Source organism: Streptomyces sp. NPDC002499, assembly GCF_053595415.1.
On sequence record NZ_JBSFXO010000004.1, the window covers coordinates 464,043 to 477,168 of the forward strand.

Annotated in this window: 13 protein-coding genes; 7 read left to right on the forward strand and 6 right to left on the reverse strand. The window is 70.4% G+C overall.

Features of this window, described 5'->3' with window-relative positions; all coding sequences use genetic code 11:
• Positions 1-969: a helix-turn-helix transcriptional regulator gene (locus ACWD5F_RS13095; RefSeq protein WP_451253826.1), complete on the reverse strand. Its 969-nt coding sequence runs from the start codon at positions 967-969 to the stop codon at positions 1-3.
• A gap of 102 nt (positions 970-1,071) precedes the next feature.
• Here ACWD5F_RS13095 and ACWD5F_RS13100 point away from each other — a divergent pair, with 102 nt between their 5' ends.
• The 3 genes from ACWD5F_RS13100 to ACWD5F_RS13110 all read left to right on the forward strand — a co-directional run bounded on the left by ACWD5F_RS13100 (position 1,072) and on the right by ACWD5F_RS13110 (position 4,130).
• On the forward strand, positions 1,072-2,496 hold the full coding sequence (locus ACWD5F_RS13100) for an MFS transporter (RefSeq protein ID WP_401720699.1): 1,425 nt from the start codon (positions 1,072-1,074) through the stop codon (positions 2,494-2,496).
• Positions 2,497-2,639: 143 nt separating this feature from the next.
• Positions 2,640-2,846 carry a hypothetical protein gene (locus tag ACWD5F_RS13105; protein ID WP_123999823.1) on the forward strand — a complete coding sequence of 69 codons (207 nt, stop codon included), beginning with the start codon at positions 2,640-2,642 and terminating at the stop codon, positions 2,844-2,846.
• Positions 2,847-2,981: 135 nt separating this feature from the next.
• A complete protein-coding gene (locus ACWD5F_RS13110) occupies positions 2,982-4,130 on the forward strand; it encodes a serine hydrolase domain-containing protein (RefSeq protein WP_451253828.1) in 1,149 nt (382 codons plus the stop codon).
• Here the strand turns inward: ACWD5F_RS13110 and ACWD5F_RS13115 are convergent.
• The 3 genes from ACWD5F_RS13115 to ACWD5F_RS13125 are packed head-to-tail and all read right to left on the reverse strand — an operon-like array spanning position 4,127 to position 6,928.
• Positions 4,127-5,260, reverse strand: a complete 1,134-nt coding sequence (locus ACWD5F_RS13115; RefSeq protein ID WP_451253830.1) for an NAD(P)/FAD-dependent oxidoreductase — start codon at positions 5,258-5,260, stop codon at positions 4,127-4,129. The genes ACWD5F_RS13110 and ACWD5F_RS13115 overlap by 4 nt on opposite strands.
• An 11-nt stretch (positions 5,261-5,271) precedes the next feature.
• Positions 5,272-5,862: a TetR family transcriptional regulator gene (locus ACWD5F_RS13120; protein WP_401720707.1), complete on the reverse strand. Its 591-nt coding sequence runs from the start codon at positions 5,860-5,862 to the stop codon at positions 5,272-5,274.
• A gap of 52 nt (positions 5,863-5,914) precedes the next feature.
• A complete protein-coding gene (locus tag ACWD5F_RS13125) occupies positions 5,915-6,928 on the reverse strand; it encodes an aldo/keto reductase (protein WP_451253831.1) in 1,014 nt (337 codons plus the stop codon).
• 198 nt (positions 6,929-7,126) lie between these two features.
• On the opposite strand from ACWD5F_RS13125, the gene ACWD5F_RS13130 reads away from it, so the two are divergent.
• Positions 7,127-8,182 (forward strand): chitinase, encoded by a 1,056-nt coding sequence (locus ACWD5F_RS13130; protein ID WP_401720712.1) that lies wholly within the window; start codon positions 7,127-7,129, stop codon positions 8,180-8,182.
• Positions 8,183-8,185: 3 nt separating this feature from the next.
• Here ACWD5F_RS13130 and ACWD5F_RS13135 read toward each other — a convergent pair whose 3' ends face one another.
• Both ACWD5F_RS13135 and ACWD5F_RS13140 read right to left on the reverse strand, forming a co-directional pair.
• Positions 8,186-8,797 (reverse strand): LysE family translocator, encoded by a 612-nt coding sequence (locus tag ACWD5F_RS13135; protein ID WP_451253834.1) that lies wholly within the window; start codon positions 8,795-8,797, stop codon positions 8,186-8,188.
• Positions 8,798-8,871: 74 nt separating this feature from the next.
• Positions 8,872-10,254, reverse strand: coding sequence for a glycine--tRNA ligase (locus tag ACWD5F_RS13140; RefSeq protein WP_451253836.1), 1,383 nt, complete (start codon positions 10,252-10,254; stop codon positions 8,872-8,874).
• Between the two features lie 186 nt (positions 10,255-10,440).
• On the opposite strand from ACWD5F_RS13140, the gene ACWD5F_RS13145 reads away from it, so the two are divergent.
• From ACWD5F_RS13145 to ACWD5F_RS13155, 3 genes are read left to right on the forward strand one after another with little or no spacing between them, the layout of a single operon-like run.
• Entirely contained in the window at positions 10,441-11,400 is a 960-nt protein-coding gene (locus ACWD5F_RS13145; protein ID WP_451253838.1) for a metal ABC transporter substrate-binding protein, read from the forward strand.
• A gap of 8 nt (positions 11,401-11,408) precedes the next feature.
• Positions 11,409-12,182 carry a metal ABC transporter ATP-binding protein gene (locus ACWD5F_RS13150; RefSeq protein WP_401720722.1) on the forward strand — a complete coding sequence of 258 codons (774 nt, stop codon included), beginning with the start codon at positions 11,409-11,411 and terminating at the stop codon, positions 12,180-12,182.
• On the forward strand, positions 12,182-13,084 hold the full coding sequence (locus ACWD5F_RS13155) for a metal ABC transporter permease (protein WP_401720724.1): 903 nt from the start codon (positions 12,182-12,184) through the stop codon (positions 13,082-13,084). The genes ACWD5F_RS13150 and ACWD5F_RS13155 overlap by 1 nt, the downstream gene beginning before the upstream one ends.
• Positions 13,085-13,126 lie beyond the last annotated feature (42 nt).

Consider the following 13,126-nt stretch of genomic DNA (forward strand, 5'->3'; position numbering starts at 1 on the left):
TCAGCGCACCGCCTGTTCCTTCTCCCCCGCCCGCTCCTCGGCCTTCGCCACCGCGATCTCGTGCAGCCGCTCCAGCCGCCGCCTCGACTCCCCGTCCACCGGCAGGTAGGTGACCATGCGCGGGCCGACCTGCGGGCCGAGCCACAGATCGGTGTGGTCGACGGTGACGCGGCCGACGTAGCGGTTGCGGAACTCCTTGCGCTTGCCGCGGTGTTCGACGATCTCGTGCCGCTCCCAGGCCTCGCGGAAGTCCTCGGACTCGGCGCGCAGCCGCTTGAGGAGGGTCTTCCAGGTGGGCTCGGCGAGATGGCCGGCCATCGAGGCGCGGAAGCGGGCGGCCATCATGCGCTGGGCGTCCGCGAGGTGCACGATCGAGGACTGCCAGTCGGGGTTGGTGTAGGAGAGGATCATGCAGTTGCGGTCCTCGGCCGGCACCTCGGCCAGGTCGCACAGGAGCAGGCCGTAGGTGCGGTTGTAGGCGAGGATGTCGTACCGGCTGTTCTGCACACAGGCCGGGATCGGCTCCAGCTGGTCGAGGACGGCCTGGAGGGCCGGGGTGATCGACGCGCAGGACGTGGCCGGCGCCGGATCCACCGCCCCGGCGAGCTGGAAGACGTGGGCCCGCTCGCTCGGGTCGAGCAGCAGGGTGCGGGCGAGGGCGTCCAGCACCTGCACGGAGACCTGGATGTCCCGGGCCTGTTCGAGCCACGTGTACCAGGTGACGCCGACCGCGGAGAGGTGGGCGACCTCCTCGCGCCGCAGCCCGGGCGTGCGGCGGCGGGAGCCGCGGGGCAGCCCGACCTGCTCCGGGGTGATGTGCTCGCGGCGGTGACGCAGGAACGCGGCGAGTTCGTGCCGGCGGATCGCCGACACGGCCGGACCCCGCGGCGGGGCCGTGCCGTCGAGTGCCGGCTCCTGAGCCTTCTCCCGGGCCTTCCCCTGAGCGATCTCCTGAGCCATGGTCGTCATACTCTCCAGCGTGCCGCACCGCGGACCCTGTTGCCAGGTGGTCCCGCTACCAGGATAAGAAGACTCTGGTACCAGTCTGCGCGCGGGCGCAAGCTCGTCATCATGACCGAAACCGTCACTTCGCACCGGACCGAGACCCCAGCGCCGCCGGCGCTGGGCGGCCTCGGCCTGTTCACGGTGCTGCTGGCCGCGGCACTGCCGCTCATCGACTTCTTCATCGTCAACGTCGCGCTGCCGACCATCGGCAAGGACCTCTCGGCGAGCGAGGCCGTCCTCGAACTCGTCGTCGCCGGCTACGGGGTCTCGTACGCCGTCCTCCTGGTCCTCGGCGGCCGGCTCGGCGACCTGTTCGGCCGGCGGCGGCTCTTCCTGGGCGGGATGGCCGCGTTCGGCGTGACCTCGCTGGCCTGCGGCCTCGCACCGACCGCCTGGACGCTGGTCGCCGCGCGGATCGCGCAGGGCGCGGCGTCCGCGGCGATGCTCCCGCAGGTCCTCGCCACCATCCAGGCCGCGACGCACGGCCCGCGCCGCGCCAAGGCGATGGGCCTGTACGGCGCCACCGCCGGCCTCGCCATGGTGGCGGGGCAGATCCTCGGCGGGGTCCTGGTCGCCGCCGACATCGCCGGCACCGGCTGGCGCGCGGTGTTCCTGGTGAACGTGCCGGTCGTCATCGTCGGTCTGTTCCTGGCCGTCAAGGTCGTACCGGAGACGCGTTCCCAGCACCCCGAGCCGGTGGACGTGCCCGGCACGTTCCTGCTGGGCGCGTCGCTGCTGGCGCTGCTGGTGCCGCTGACGGAGGGGCGCGCGGCGGGCTGGCCGCTGTGGACGTGGCTGTCGCTGGCCGCGTTCCCGGGGATCGTGTCCGCGTTCTACGCGGTGGAGCGCAGGGCGGACCGGCAGGGGCGGACGCCGCTGGTGCCGCCCAGTCTGCTGGCGCTGACCTCGCTGCGGCGCGGGCTGGTGATGATCCTGCCGTTCGCGATCGGCTTCAGCGGGTTCATGTTCGTGATCGCGGTGGCGTTGCAGCGCGGCGCGGGGCTCGGCCCGGTCGACGCGGGGCTGGCGCTGGTGCCGCTGGCGGTGACCTTCTTCTTCGCCTCGCTCGCCGGGCCGCGGCTGGTGACCCGGTACGGGACGCGGGTCGTGACGGCGGGTTCGGTGATCCAGGCGGTGGGCCTGGGTCTGATCGTGCTGGCCGCGTGGCGCTCGTGGCCGCACCTCGGCTTCGTCGAGCTGCTGCCCGGGGCGGCGGTCGCCGGTGCGGGTCAGGCGCTCCAACTGCCCATCATCTTCCGGATCATCCTGTCGGAGGTACCGGCGGCCCGGGCCGGTGTGGGCGCCGGCGTGATGGTGACCACCCAGCAGTCCGCGCTGGCGCTCGGCGTGGCCACGCTCGGCACGCTCTTCCTGTCGCTGATTCCGGGCATGGGCATGCGAGACGCCCTGGTGACAACGCTGTTGGTGCAGCTGGCCGGAGTGGTGCTGACCGGGCTGCTCAGCCTGCGGCTGCCGCGCACGATCGGCTGACAGCGGGACGACACGGACGATCCGCCGGGTGCCACCGCGGCTGTCATGCTCACAGCTTGGACAACTCGGCGTGAATTGAGCACTGTTGATGTTGATATTGCTGCACACTCCTTGCCGGAGACTCCTGAGCGGAGGCGAGGCGCATGTTGCAGATCAACACGAGCAAAGTGAGCCGCTGGGACCAGCACGGGCGGGAACACATCGTCCGCGTGCAGCGCAAAGGCGCGCAACGCACGATCAAGTGCGACACCTGCGGCTGGAAGAAGAGCGCGCAGTTCCTGCCGTGGCTGAAGGCGGAGGAGCACCTGGCCGAGGCACACCAGGCGACGGTGGACCCGTCCGACGACTGAGCGGGGAGACGACGGACGGCCGGCCGAGGGGCGACCGCCCCGGAGACGGCCGCCCGGGAGAGCGATGAGTTCACAAGGCGAGGAGAGTCGTACCCGACGCATTCGATACGACTCCCCGGACCGGAAGGCCGACCGATGAGCTCTCTCCACGACACCCTGCGGCGACACGTCGACGACGGCACCGTGCCGGGGGCGGTGGGCCTGGTGGCCCGCGGCGACGACGTCGAGGTGGCGGCCGTCGGCTCCGTCGACGTCGAAGGCACCGCCCCGATGGCCCGCGACTCGATCTTCCGGGTCGCCTCGGTCAGCAAGCCGGTCACGGCGGCGGCGGTCCTGGCGCTGGTGGAGGACGGGCGCCTCGCGCTGGACGCGCCGGTGGAGGAGTGGCTGCCGGAGCTGGCGAAGCCGACGGTGGTCCGCACGCCCGCCTCGCCGGTCGAGGACGTGGTCCCGGCGGAGCGTCCGATCACGGTCGAGGACCTGCTGAGCTTCCGGGCCGGCTGGGGATTCCCGGACGACTTCTCGCTGCCGGCCGTCCAGACGCTCCTCGCGTTCCAGCAGGACGGCCGCGCGCCCTACCTCCAGCCCGGCCCCGACGAGTGGCTCGCCGCCCTGTCCCGGATCCCGATGCTGCGCCAGCCGGGCGCCGCGTGGCTCTACAACACCTGCTCTGACCTCCAGGGCGTCCTGGTCGCCCGCGCCTCGGGCTCGTCCTTCCCCGACTTCCTGACGGAGCGGTTCTTCGGACCTCTGGGCATGACGGACACGGCGTTCACGGTGCCGGAGTCGAAGCGGGCCCGCTTCACCACCGCCTACACCCCGGGCGAGCAGGGCACCCTGAACCAGTCGGACACCCCGGACGGCGGCTTCAGCCGGCCCCCGGCCTTCCCCTCGGGCGCCGGCGGCCTGGTCTCGACGGCCGACGACCTCCTGGCCTTCGGCCGCATGCTCGCGAACGACGGCGCGGCTCCTGACGGCACCCCGGTCCTCTCCCCCACCTCCGTGAGCCGCATGACCACCAACCACCTCACCGCGGCCCAGCGCGACGCCTCGACCCTGTTCCTGGAGGGCCAGGGCTGGGGCTACGGCGGCGCGGTCGACGTCACTCCCATCGACCCCTGGAACGTCCCCGGCCGCTACGGCTGGGTAGGCGGCACCGGAACGGCGGCGCACGTGATTCCCCCGACGGGCACGGTCACGATCCTGCTGACCCAGGTGGCGATGACCAGCCCGGTCCCGCCCGCCCTGATGCGAGAGTTCTGGGAGTGCGCGGCAGAGGGCTAGGCCTGACCTGAGAACCGCTCCGGCCGGAAGTCCGCCAGCAGTTCGCTCTTCTCCCCGTCGAGGATCTCCGCCGCGAGCAACCGGCCCAGCACCGGCCCGAGTGTGATGCCGCTGTGGGAGACGGCCTCGTGGTAGCCCGGCACGGACGGCACCGCCCCCACCGAGGGGAATCCGTCGGCCGGGATGGGGCGGAAGGCCACCCGGGTGCCGGTGATGCGGGAGTCGGCGAGTTCGGGGACGACCTGGCGTACCCATGCGTGGAGCAGCCGGGCCAGTTCCGCGGGATCCTCCTCGCCGGTGTCGATGAGTGCGTCGACCTCGCGGCTGTGCAGGACCATCGATCCGTCGCCGTCGGGGCGGATCTCGATGTGGGGCGCGTGCATGGCCCGGTGGATCGGGACCGGGACGCAGTCGATCCGCGTGACGACACCGGGTTCGCGGCGCATCGGCAGGTCGCGTGCGACGAACCCGGCGATGCGGGAGGCGTCGGGGCCCGCCGCGTTCACGACGGCGTCGACCGCGAGCGTGGTCCCGTCGGACAGCGTCACGCTCCGGACGCCCCCGTCGGCACCGGTCCCGATGTCACGGACCTCCGTGCCGGACCTCAACTCGGCGCCGGCCGTGACCGCTTGGCCGACCAGGCGGCCGACGAGATGGCGGCCGTGCACCCAGGCCTCGTCGGGGTAGAGCACGACGGGCACCTCGTCGGGCAGCGCGAGAGCCGGTTCGAGGCGGCGGCGCACCTCGGCCCCGGTGGAGAGTTCCACCCGGTAGCCCCAACCGGCCAGCAGTTCCGCCGTGTTCAGGAACCGCGCCTCCGCCGCCGGGTCGTCGGCCCAGCGCAGATGCCCTGTGGGATACCACCACGAGTCCGGCCCGATGGTCGCCGCCAGCTCGCGGTGCGCCGCCATGCCCGCGACGTTCAGGTCGTAGTAGGACCTGCGCACGGTCTTGTTGCTGGCGTTGACCCACGAGAAGGACCAGTTGGTGACGCCCTCGCCCGGCCGGCCCGCGTCGAGGAGGACCACCTCGGCACCCTGCCGGGACAGGTTCCAGCCCACGCAGGCGCCGAGGACGCCCACTCCGATGACGGCGACACGTCGGGGCCGGGTCGTGGATCCGTTGTCCATGGACCCGATTGTCAGCCCCGCAGCCCCCGCACCAACAGGTCCACGACCGCCTCGAACTCCCCCTGCGCGCCCGGCCGTTCCCACTCCTTGGCGTAACCGGGGTCGTGGAAGCGGCCGGTGGCCTGGAAGACGGCCGTGGCGGAGGTGAGGGCGTCGGAGGTGGTGAACGCGCCGGTGTCCACGCCCGCCTGGACGATCCGGGTCAACTGCCCGGTCAGTTCGGCGAGATGGTCGCTGACGACTCCGCCGTACTCGGTCACCAGCACGCTGTAGGTGGCGAACAGCTCGGGATCGGCGCTCGCCTTGCGCCGCTTGGCCGCGAACAGCCCCGCGAGCCAGTCGCGCAACCGGCTCTCCGGATCACGGTCCGCCTCGTCGACGATCCCGGAGAGCGCCTCGGCCGTCCGGTCCAGCCACCGCTTGGTCACGGCCTCCCGCAGCGCGGCCTTCGTACGGAAGTGCCGGTAGACGCTGCCATGGCTGACGCCGAGCGCGCGGGCCACGTCCACCACGGTGGCCTTGGCAGGGCCGTGGCGGCGCAGCACCTCCTCGGTCGCCTCGAGGATGCGCTCGGCGGTCAGGGCCTGGGTGGTCGGTGCCATGGCCTAGACGGTACCCGCAGGCAGAATCACTGATCGATACCCGTAGCCGGGATCACTGCTCGGTACCGAGATGTGCCATCTGCACGGCCGGGTAGCGGGTGCCCGCCGCCGCGTCCGCCGGCACGGCCTCCTCGATCGCCGCCAGGTCGGCCGCCTCCAGCGTGACGTCCAGCGCGCCCAGCGACTCGGTGAGCCGCTCGCGGGTGCGGGCGCCGACCAGCGGCACGATGTCCTCGCCGCGCGAGAGGACCCAGGCGATGGCGATCTGCGCGACCGTCACGCCCTTCTGCTCGGCGATCTTGCGCAGCGCCTCGACGAGTTCGAGGTTGTGCCGGAGGTTGTCGCCCTGGAAGCGGGGCGAGAAGGAGCGGAAGTCCTGCGCGCCGAGCTGCCGGTCCTGCGTGAAGTGGCCGGAGATCAGCCCGCGGGAGAGCACGCCGTACGCGGTGATGCCGATGCCCAGTTCGCGGGTGGTCGGCAGGATCTCCCGCTCGATGTCGCGGGTGATGATCGCGTACTCGATCTGGAGGTCGGAGATGGGCGCGGTGGCCGCGGCCCGCCGGATGGCGTCCGGGCTCGCCTCGCTGAGGCCGATGTGGCGTACGTGTCCCTTCTCGACCAGCTCCGCGATCGCGCCGACCGTCTCCTCGATCGGCACGTCCGGGTCGACCCGGGCGATGCGGTAGACGTCGATGTGGTCGACGCCGAGGCGCTGGAGGGAGTAGGCGGCGAAGTTCTTGACCGCGGCGGGCCGGCCGTCGTAGCCGGTCCAGCCGCCGTCCGGGTCGCGCAGTCCGCCGAACTTCACGCTGGTGAGCGCCTGTTCGCGCAGCGCGGCGGGGGCGGTGCGCAGGGCCTCGCCGATCAGCATCTCGTTGTGGCCCATGGCGTAGAAGTCGCCGGTGTCGAGGAGCGTCACGCCCGCTTCGAGGGCCGCGTGGATGGTGGCGATGGACTCGCTCCGGTCCGCTTCGCCGTACAGCGCGGACATGCCCATGCAACCGAGGCCGAGGGCGGAGACGCGGGGACCGGTGGTGCCGAGGTTTCGGGTGGGGGTCGTCGTCATGCCCTCCACCATGGCATGACAGCTGACAGATTTCAATATCTGTCATTCCAACATCTGTCAGATCATCCCCGGATCACCCCCGGATCGCCCCACGGATTGGTCCATACCTATTGACGGGAGGTCTGGACCACGCGCACTGTCGTGCCAAGCACTGTCATGCCTACGACACCTCGCCGCACCCCCACCGGGAGGATCCGCATGCTCCGCCGCACGCTGCGCCTGCTCGCCGCCGGCCTCACCACGGCCGCTCTCCTCGTCCCCCTCTCGATCGCCACCGCCCCGGCCGCCTCGGCGGCCGACACCTGCGCCGTGAAGTCCCGTCCGGCCGGCAAGGTCCTCCAGGGCTACTGGGAGAACTGGGACGGCTCCGCCAACGGCGTCCACCCGCCCTTCGGCTGGACCCCGATCACCAACTCCGCGATCGCAAGCCACGGTTACAACGTGATCAACGCGGCCTTCCCGGTCATCCGTTCCGACGGAACGGCCCTGTGGGAGGACGGCATGGACGCGGGCGTGAAGGTGGCGACCCCGGCGGAGATGTGCGCGGCGAAGGCCTCCGGCCAGACGATCCTGATGTCGATCGGCGGCGCCGCGGCGGGCATCGACCTCAGCTCGACCACCGTGGCCAACAAGTTCGTCTCGACGATCGTGCCGATCCTGAAGAAGTACAACTTCGACGGCATCGACATCGACATCGAGACGGGCCTGGTCGGCAGCGGAAACATCAGCCAACTCTCCACGTCCCAGGCCAACTTGATCCGCATCATCGACGGCATCCTGGCCCAGATGCCGTCCAACTTCGGCCTGACGATGGCCCCGGAGACCGCGTACGTCACCGGCGGCAGCATCACGTACGGCTCGATCTGGGGCGCGTACCTGCCGATCGTCAAGAAGTACGCCGACAACGGCCGCCTGTGGTGGCTCAACATGCAGTACTACAACGGCAGCATGTACGGCTGCTCCGGCGACTCCTACTCGGCCGGCACCGTCGCGGGCTTCACCGCCCAGACCGACTGCCTCAACAAGGGCCTGGTCGTGCAGGGTACGACGATCAAGGTCCCGTACGACAAGCAGGTCCCGGGTCTGCCGGCCCAGTCCGGCGCGGGCGGCGGCTACATGTCACCGACCCTGGTCTCGCAGGCCTGGCGCCACTACGGCACCTCGCTCAAGGGCCTGATGACCTGGTCGATCAACTGGGACGGCTCGAAGAACTGGACGTTCGGCAACAACGTGAAGTCCCTGCAAGGACGTTGACGTCTAGCGGGCGGTGAACGCCAGCTTCGCCCCCAACGCCACGAACGACCCCGCGAAACTCCGCCGCAGCCATGTCATCACCCTCGGCCGGGAGGTGACGTGGCTGCGGACGGACGCGGCCAGCACGCCGTACGCGGCGAAGACCACGAAGGTCGCCAGCATGAAGACCCCGCTGAGCGCCAACATCCGCACGACGGAGTGGGGTTGGCCAGGGCTCACGAACTGGGGCAGGAACGCGAAGAAGAAGATCGTCAGCTTCGGGTTGAGGATGTTGATCAGAACGCCCCGGACGATCACACGGCCGGCGGACCGGGGCGCGCTGTCCTGGTCGACGTCGATCACCGCCTTGTCCTTCACCGTCACCCACGCCATGTAGAGCAGATAGGCGACACCGGCGTACTTGAGGATCTGGAAGGCGGCGGCACTGGCGTTCAGCAGCGCGGCCAGCCCGACGACGGTGGCCAGCACGTGCGGCACGATCCCGAGCGTGCAGGCGAACGCCGCGAGGACGCTCGCGCGGCGCCCACGGGAGAGACCGGCGGCCAGGGTGTAGACGACACCGGTGCCGGGGGTGGCGACAACGACAAGGGTGGTCAGCAGGAACGAGATGCTCATGCCGACCACCCTCGCCGTGCCGCGGACCCCGTTACAGGTCCAAAGCGGCACTGCCATCCAGGGCCAGTTGTGCCCTAGGCACCGATCAAGCGACCCGCGAGGTACCCCTCGATCTGGTCGAGCGACACGCGCTCCTGCTTCATCGAATCGCGCTCGCGGACCGTCACCGCGTTGTCGTCCAGCGTGTCGAAGTCGACCGTCACGCAGTACGGCGTGCCGATCTCGTCCTGGCGCCGGTAGCGGCGGCCGATCGCGCCCGCGTCGTCGAACTCGATGTTCCAGTTCTGGCGGAGCGCGGTGGCCAGGCCCTTGGCCTTCGGGGACAGCTCCGGGTTGCGGGACAGCGGGAGCACCGCGACCTTCACCGGGGCCAGGCGGTGGTCCAGGCGCAGCACCGTGCGCTTCTCCAGCTTGCCCTTGGCGTTGGGCGCCTCGTCCTCGACGTACGCGTCGAGCAGGAAGGCGAGCATCGCGCGGCCGACACCGGCCGCCGGCTCGATGACGTACGGCGTCCAGCGCTCCCCGGCCTCCTGGTCGAAGTAGGAGAGGTCCTGGCCGGAGGCCTTGGAGTGGGCGCTGAGGTCGAAGTCGGTGCGGTTGGCGACGCCTTCCAGCTCGCCCCACTCGTTGCCGCCGAACTGGAAGCGGTACTCGATGTCAGCGGTGCGCTTGGAGTAGTGGGAGAGCTTCTCCTTGGGGTGGTCGTACCACCGCATGTTCTCCTCGCGCAGGCCCAGGCCGGTGTACCAGTTCCAGCGCTGCTCCATCCAGTACTCCTGCCACTTCTCGTCCTCGCCCGGCTTGACGAAGAACTCCATCTCCATCTGCTCGAACTCGCGGGTCCGGAAGATGAAGTTGCCGGGCGTGATCTCGTTGCGGAAGGACTTGCCCATCTGCGCGATGCCGAACGGCGGCTTGCGTCGCGAAGTGGTCTGCACCTGGGCGAAGTTGGTGAAGATGCCCTGGGCGGTCTCGGGGCGCAGGTAGGCGATGGAGCCGGTGTCCTGCGTCGGGCCCAGGTGGGTGGAGAGCAGGCCGGAGAACTGCTTGGGCTCGGTGAACTGGCCCTTGTTGCCGCAGTTGGGGCAGTTGATGTCCGCGAGGTGGTTCTCCGGCGGACGGCCGTGCTTGGCCTCGTAGGCCTCTTCGAGGTGGTCCGCGCGGAACCGCTTGTGACACGCGGTGCACTCGGTCAGCGGGTCCGAGAAGGTGGCGACGTGACCGGAGGCGACCCAGACCTCGGGGGCCAGGATGACGGACGAGTCGATACCGACCACGTCCTCGCGCGACGTCACCATGTAGCGCCACCACTGACGCTTCAGGTTCTCCTTGAGCTCGACACCCAGCGGCCCGTAGTCCCAGGCGGCCTTCTGGCCGCCGTAGATCTCACTGCAGGGGAATACGAAGCCACGGCGCTTGCTCAGGCTGACGATGGTGTCGATCTTGTCGGCGGCCACGGTGCTCTCTTCATTACGACGACGGACGAGGAAGCGAGACGCTTCAGAGCGAATGCTTCAGCGTACCGGCGGGGCCTCCCCCCTAACCAAATCGGTCCGGCAGTCAGGAACCCCGCCGCCCACTCTCACCGGCCTCTCATCACGGCTTGTTGACAACGGTTTCCATATTTGTTGAAAATGACTGTCATGAACGTACGACGACACCACATATCCGGGATCGCGGTCGCCGCCGTCACCGCACTCGGCCTCGGCACCCTCTCCGCCTGCTCCGGCGAGAGCGCGGCCGCCGCCAACACGGACAAGTTCGACGTCGTCGCGTCGTTCTACCCGATGGCCTACCTCGCCGAGCAGATAGGCGGGGACCATGTGAGCGTCACCAGCCTGACCCAGCCCGGCCAGGAGCCGCACGACCTGGAGATCAGCGCCCAGCAGACCGCGCGGCTCCAGGAGACCGACGCGGTGCTCTACCTCAAGAACCTCCAGCCCTCCGTCGACGACGCGGTTTCCCAGTCCGAGGTCAAGACCAAGATCGACGCCGCCTCCCTGACCACGCTGGAGAAGCACGGCAACGAGGTCGGCGGCCACGCGGCCGAGCACGACAGCTCCGAGAACGAGGACCTGGCCGGCCTCGACCCGCACGTCTGGCTGGATCCGGTGCGCTACGCCCAGATCGCCGAGGGCGTCGGCAAGGCCTTCGAGAAGGCCGACCCGGACCACGCGGCCGACTACAAGGCCAACACCGCGGCCCTGGTGAAGAAGCTGGACGCGCTCGACGTCAAGTTCAAGGACGGGCTCGCGAACACGAAGACCAAGGTCTTCATCACCACCCACGCCGCCTTCGGCTACCTCGCCGAGCGCTACGGCCTGACCGAGGAGGCCATCAACGGCCTCGACCCCGAGTCGGAGCCCAGCGCGGCCCGTGTGAAGGACCTTGAGAAGATGGCCAAGGCCGACGGCGTCACCACGGTGTTCTACGAGACGCTCGTCAGCGACAAGACCGCGAAGACCATCGCCGCCGACGCGAACCTGAAGACCGACGTCCTCGACCCGATCGAGGGCATCACCTCCAAGTCCCGCGGCAAGGACTACTTCTCGGTCCAGGAAGCCAACCTCAAGGCGCTGCGGACGGCCCTGGGAAGTAAGTGATCAACCCCATGATCAGCACGGAGGACGACATGGCCGAGCCCGTCATATCGCTGCGCGGTGTCCGCGCCGAGCTGGGTTCGCGCCCCGTCCTGCGCGGCATCGACCTCACCGTGCGCCGCGGTGAGGTCGTCGCGCTGCTCGGCGCGAACGGCTCCGGCAAGTCGACCGCGATCCGCACGGTCATCGGCCAAGTCCCGGTCAGCGCCGGGGAGATCGAGCTGTTCGGCACCGAGCGGGCACGCTTCCGCGACTGGGGGCGCGTGGGGTACGTACCGCAGCGCACCACGGCGGCGGGCGGGGTGCCGGCCACCGTCACGGAGATCGTCGCGTCCGGGCGGCTGTCGCGGGCCCGCTTCGGGGTGCTGCGCAAGGCCGATCACGCGGCGGTGCGCCGGGCCCTCGACCTGGTCGGCATGGCGGACCGCGCGAAGGACTCGGTCAACGAGCTCTCCGGCGGCCAGCACCAGCGGGTGCTGATCGCCCGCGCGCTCGCCCCCGAACCCGAACTGCTGATCATGGACGAGCCGATGGCGGGCGTCGACCTCGCGAGCCAGGAGGTGCTGGCCCGCACCCTGCGCGAACAGGTCGCCGCCGGCGCCACCGTGCTGCTCGTCCTGCACGAACTGGGCCCCCTGGAGCCCCTGATCGACCGGGCGGTCGTCCTGCGCGACGGCTGCGTGCTGCACGACGGACCGCCCCCGAAGGCGCTCGGCCAGCACGCCCTGCCGGGCCACGACCACGTACACCCGCACGCGTCGGTACACACGGGACTGCTGAGCTGATGGACTTCCTCGACTACGCCTTCATGCAGCGGGCCCTGCTCGCCGCCGTCCTGGTCGGCATCACCGCCCCCGCGATCGGCATCTACCTCGTCCAGCGCCGCCAGGCCCTGCTGGGCGACGGCATCGGCCACGTGGCGATGACCGGCGTCGGCCTCGGCTTCCTGCTGAACACCTCGCCGGTGTGGATGGCGACGCTGATCTCGGTGCTCGGCGCGATCCTGATGGAACTGATCCGCTGGTACGGCCGCACCCGCGGCGACATCGCCCTCGCGATGCTCTTCTACGGCGGTATGGCCGGCGGCGTGATGTTCATCAACCTCGCGCCCGGCGGCTCCAACGCCAACCTGACCTCGTACCTCTTCGGGTCCCTGTCGACCGTCTCGGAGTCGGACGTCACGGCGATCTGTCTGCTCGCGGGATTCGTGGTGCTGGTCACCGTGGGGCTGCGCCGGCAGCTGTTCGCGGTCAGCCAGGACGAGGAGTTCGCGCGGGTCACCGGGCTGCCGGTGCGCGTCCTGAACCTGCTGACGGCGATCACGGCGGCGGTGACGGTGACGGTCGCGATGCGTGTGGTCGGGCTGCTGCTGGTGAGCGCGCTCATGGTGGTGCCGGTCGCGGCGGCGCAACAGCTCAGCCGTAGTTTCGTGGCGACCTTCGCGATCGCGGTGGCGATCGGCGTGACCGTGACCATCGGCGGCACGGTCACCTCGTACTACCAGGACGTGCCGCCCGGCGCGACGATCGTGCTGCTGACCATCGGGGCGTTCCTGGTGCTGACCGCGGTGGCCGCCCCGGTGGCCCGGCGACGGGCCCGGGCTGCGGCGGCCGCGCGGCCCGCCGGAGATCCGGCGGAGTGCGCGATTCCGGCCACCCGGGGGGCCGGGGACGGGGTCGGCGTCTGACCGGGCACAGCGCGGGCTGGCACAATGGCCCGACAGGCGCTC

Excerpts from the sequence above, each read along its gene's own strand:
- ACWD5F_RS13095 (WP_451253826.1), bottom strand. The coding sequence starts at position 969 with ATGACGACCATGGCTCAGGAGATCGCTCAGGGGAAGGCCCGGGAGAAG.
- ACWD5F_RS13100 (WP_401720699.1), top strand. The coding sequence starts at position 1,072 with ATGACCGAAACCGTCACTTCGCACCGGACCGAGACCCCAGCGCCGCCG.
- ACWD5F_RS13105 (WP_123999823.1), top strand. The coding sequence starts at position 2,640 with ATGTTGCAGATCAACACGAGCAAAGTGAGCCGCTGGGACCAGCACGGG.
- ACWD5F_RS13110 (WP_451253828.1), top strand. The coding sequence starts at position 2,982 with ATGAGCTCTCTCCACGACACCCTGCGGCGACACGTCGACGACGGCACC.
- ACWD5F_RS13115 (WP_451253830.1), bottom strand. The coding sequence starts at position 5,260 with ATGGACAACGGATCCACGACCCGGCCCCGACGTGTCGCCGTCATCGGA.
- ACWD5F_RS13120 (WP_401720707.1), bottom strand. The coding sequence starts at position 5,862 with ATGGCACCGACCACCCAGGCCCTGACCGCCGAGCGCATCCTCGAGGCG.
- ACWD5F_RS13125 (WP_451253831.1), bottom strand. The coding sequence starts at position 6,928 with ATGACGACGACCCCCACCCGAAACCTCGGCACCACCGGTCCCCGCGTC.
- ACWD5F_RS13130 (WP_401720712.1), top strand. The coding sequence starts at position 7,127 with ATGCTCCGCCGCACGCTGCGCCTGCTCGCCGCCGGCCTCACCACGGCC.
- ACWD5F_RS13135 (WP_451253834.1), bottom strand. The coding sequence starts at position 8,797 with ATGAGCATCTCGTTCCTGCTGACCACCCTTGTCGTTGTCGCCACCCCC.
- ACWD5F_RS13145 (WP_451253838.1), top strand. The coding sequence starts at position 10,441 with ATGAACGTACGACGACACCACATATCCGGGATCGCGGTCGCCGCCGTC.
- ACWD5F_RS13150 (WP_401720722.1), top strand. The coding sequence starts at position 11,409 with ATGATCAGCACGGAGGACGACATGGCCGAGCCCGTCATATCGCTGCGC.
- ACWD5F_RS13155 (WP_401720724.1), top strand. The coding sequence starts at position 12,182 with ATGGACTTCCTCGACTACGCCTTCATGCAGCGGGCCCTGCTCGCCGCC.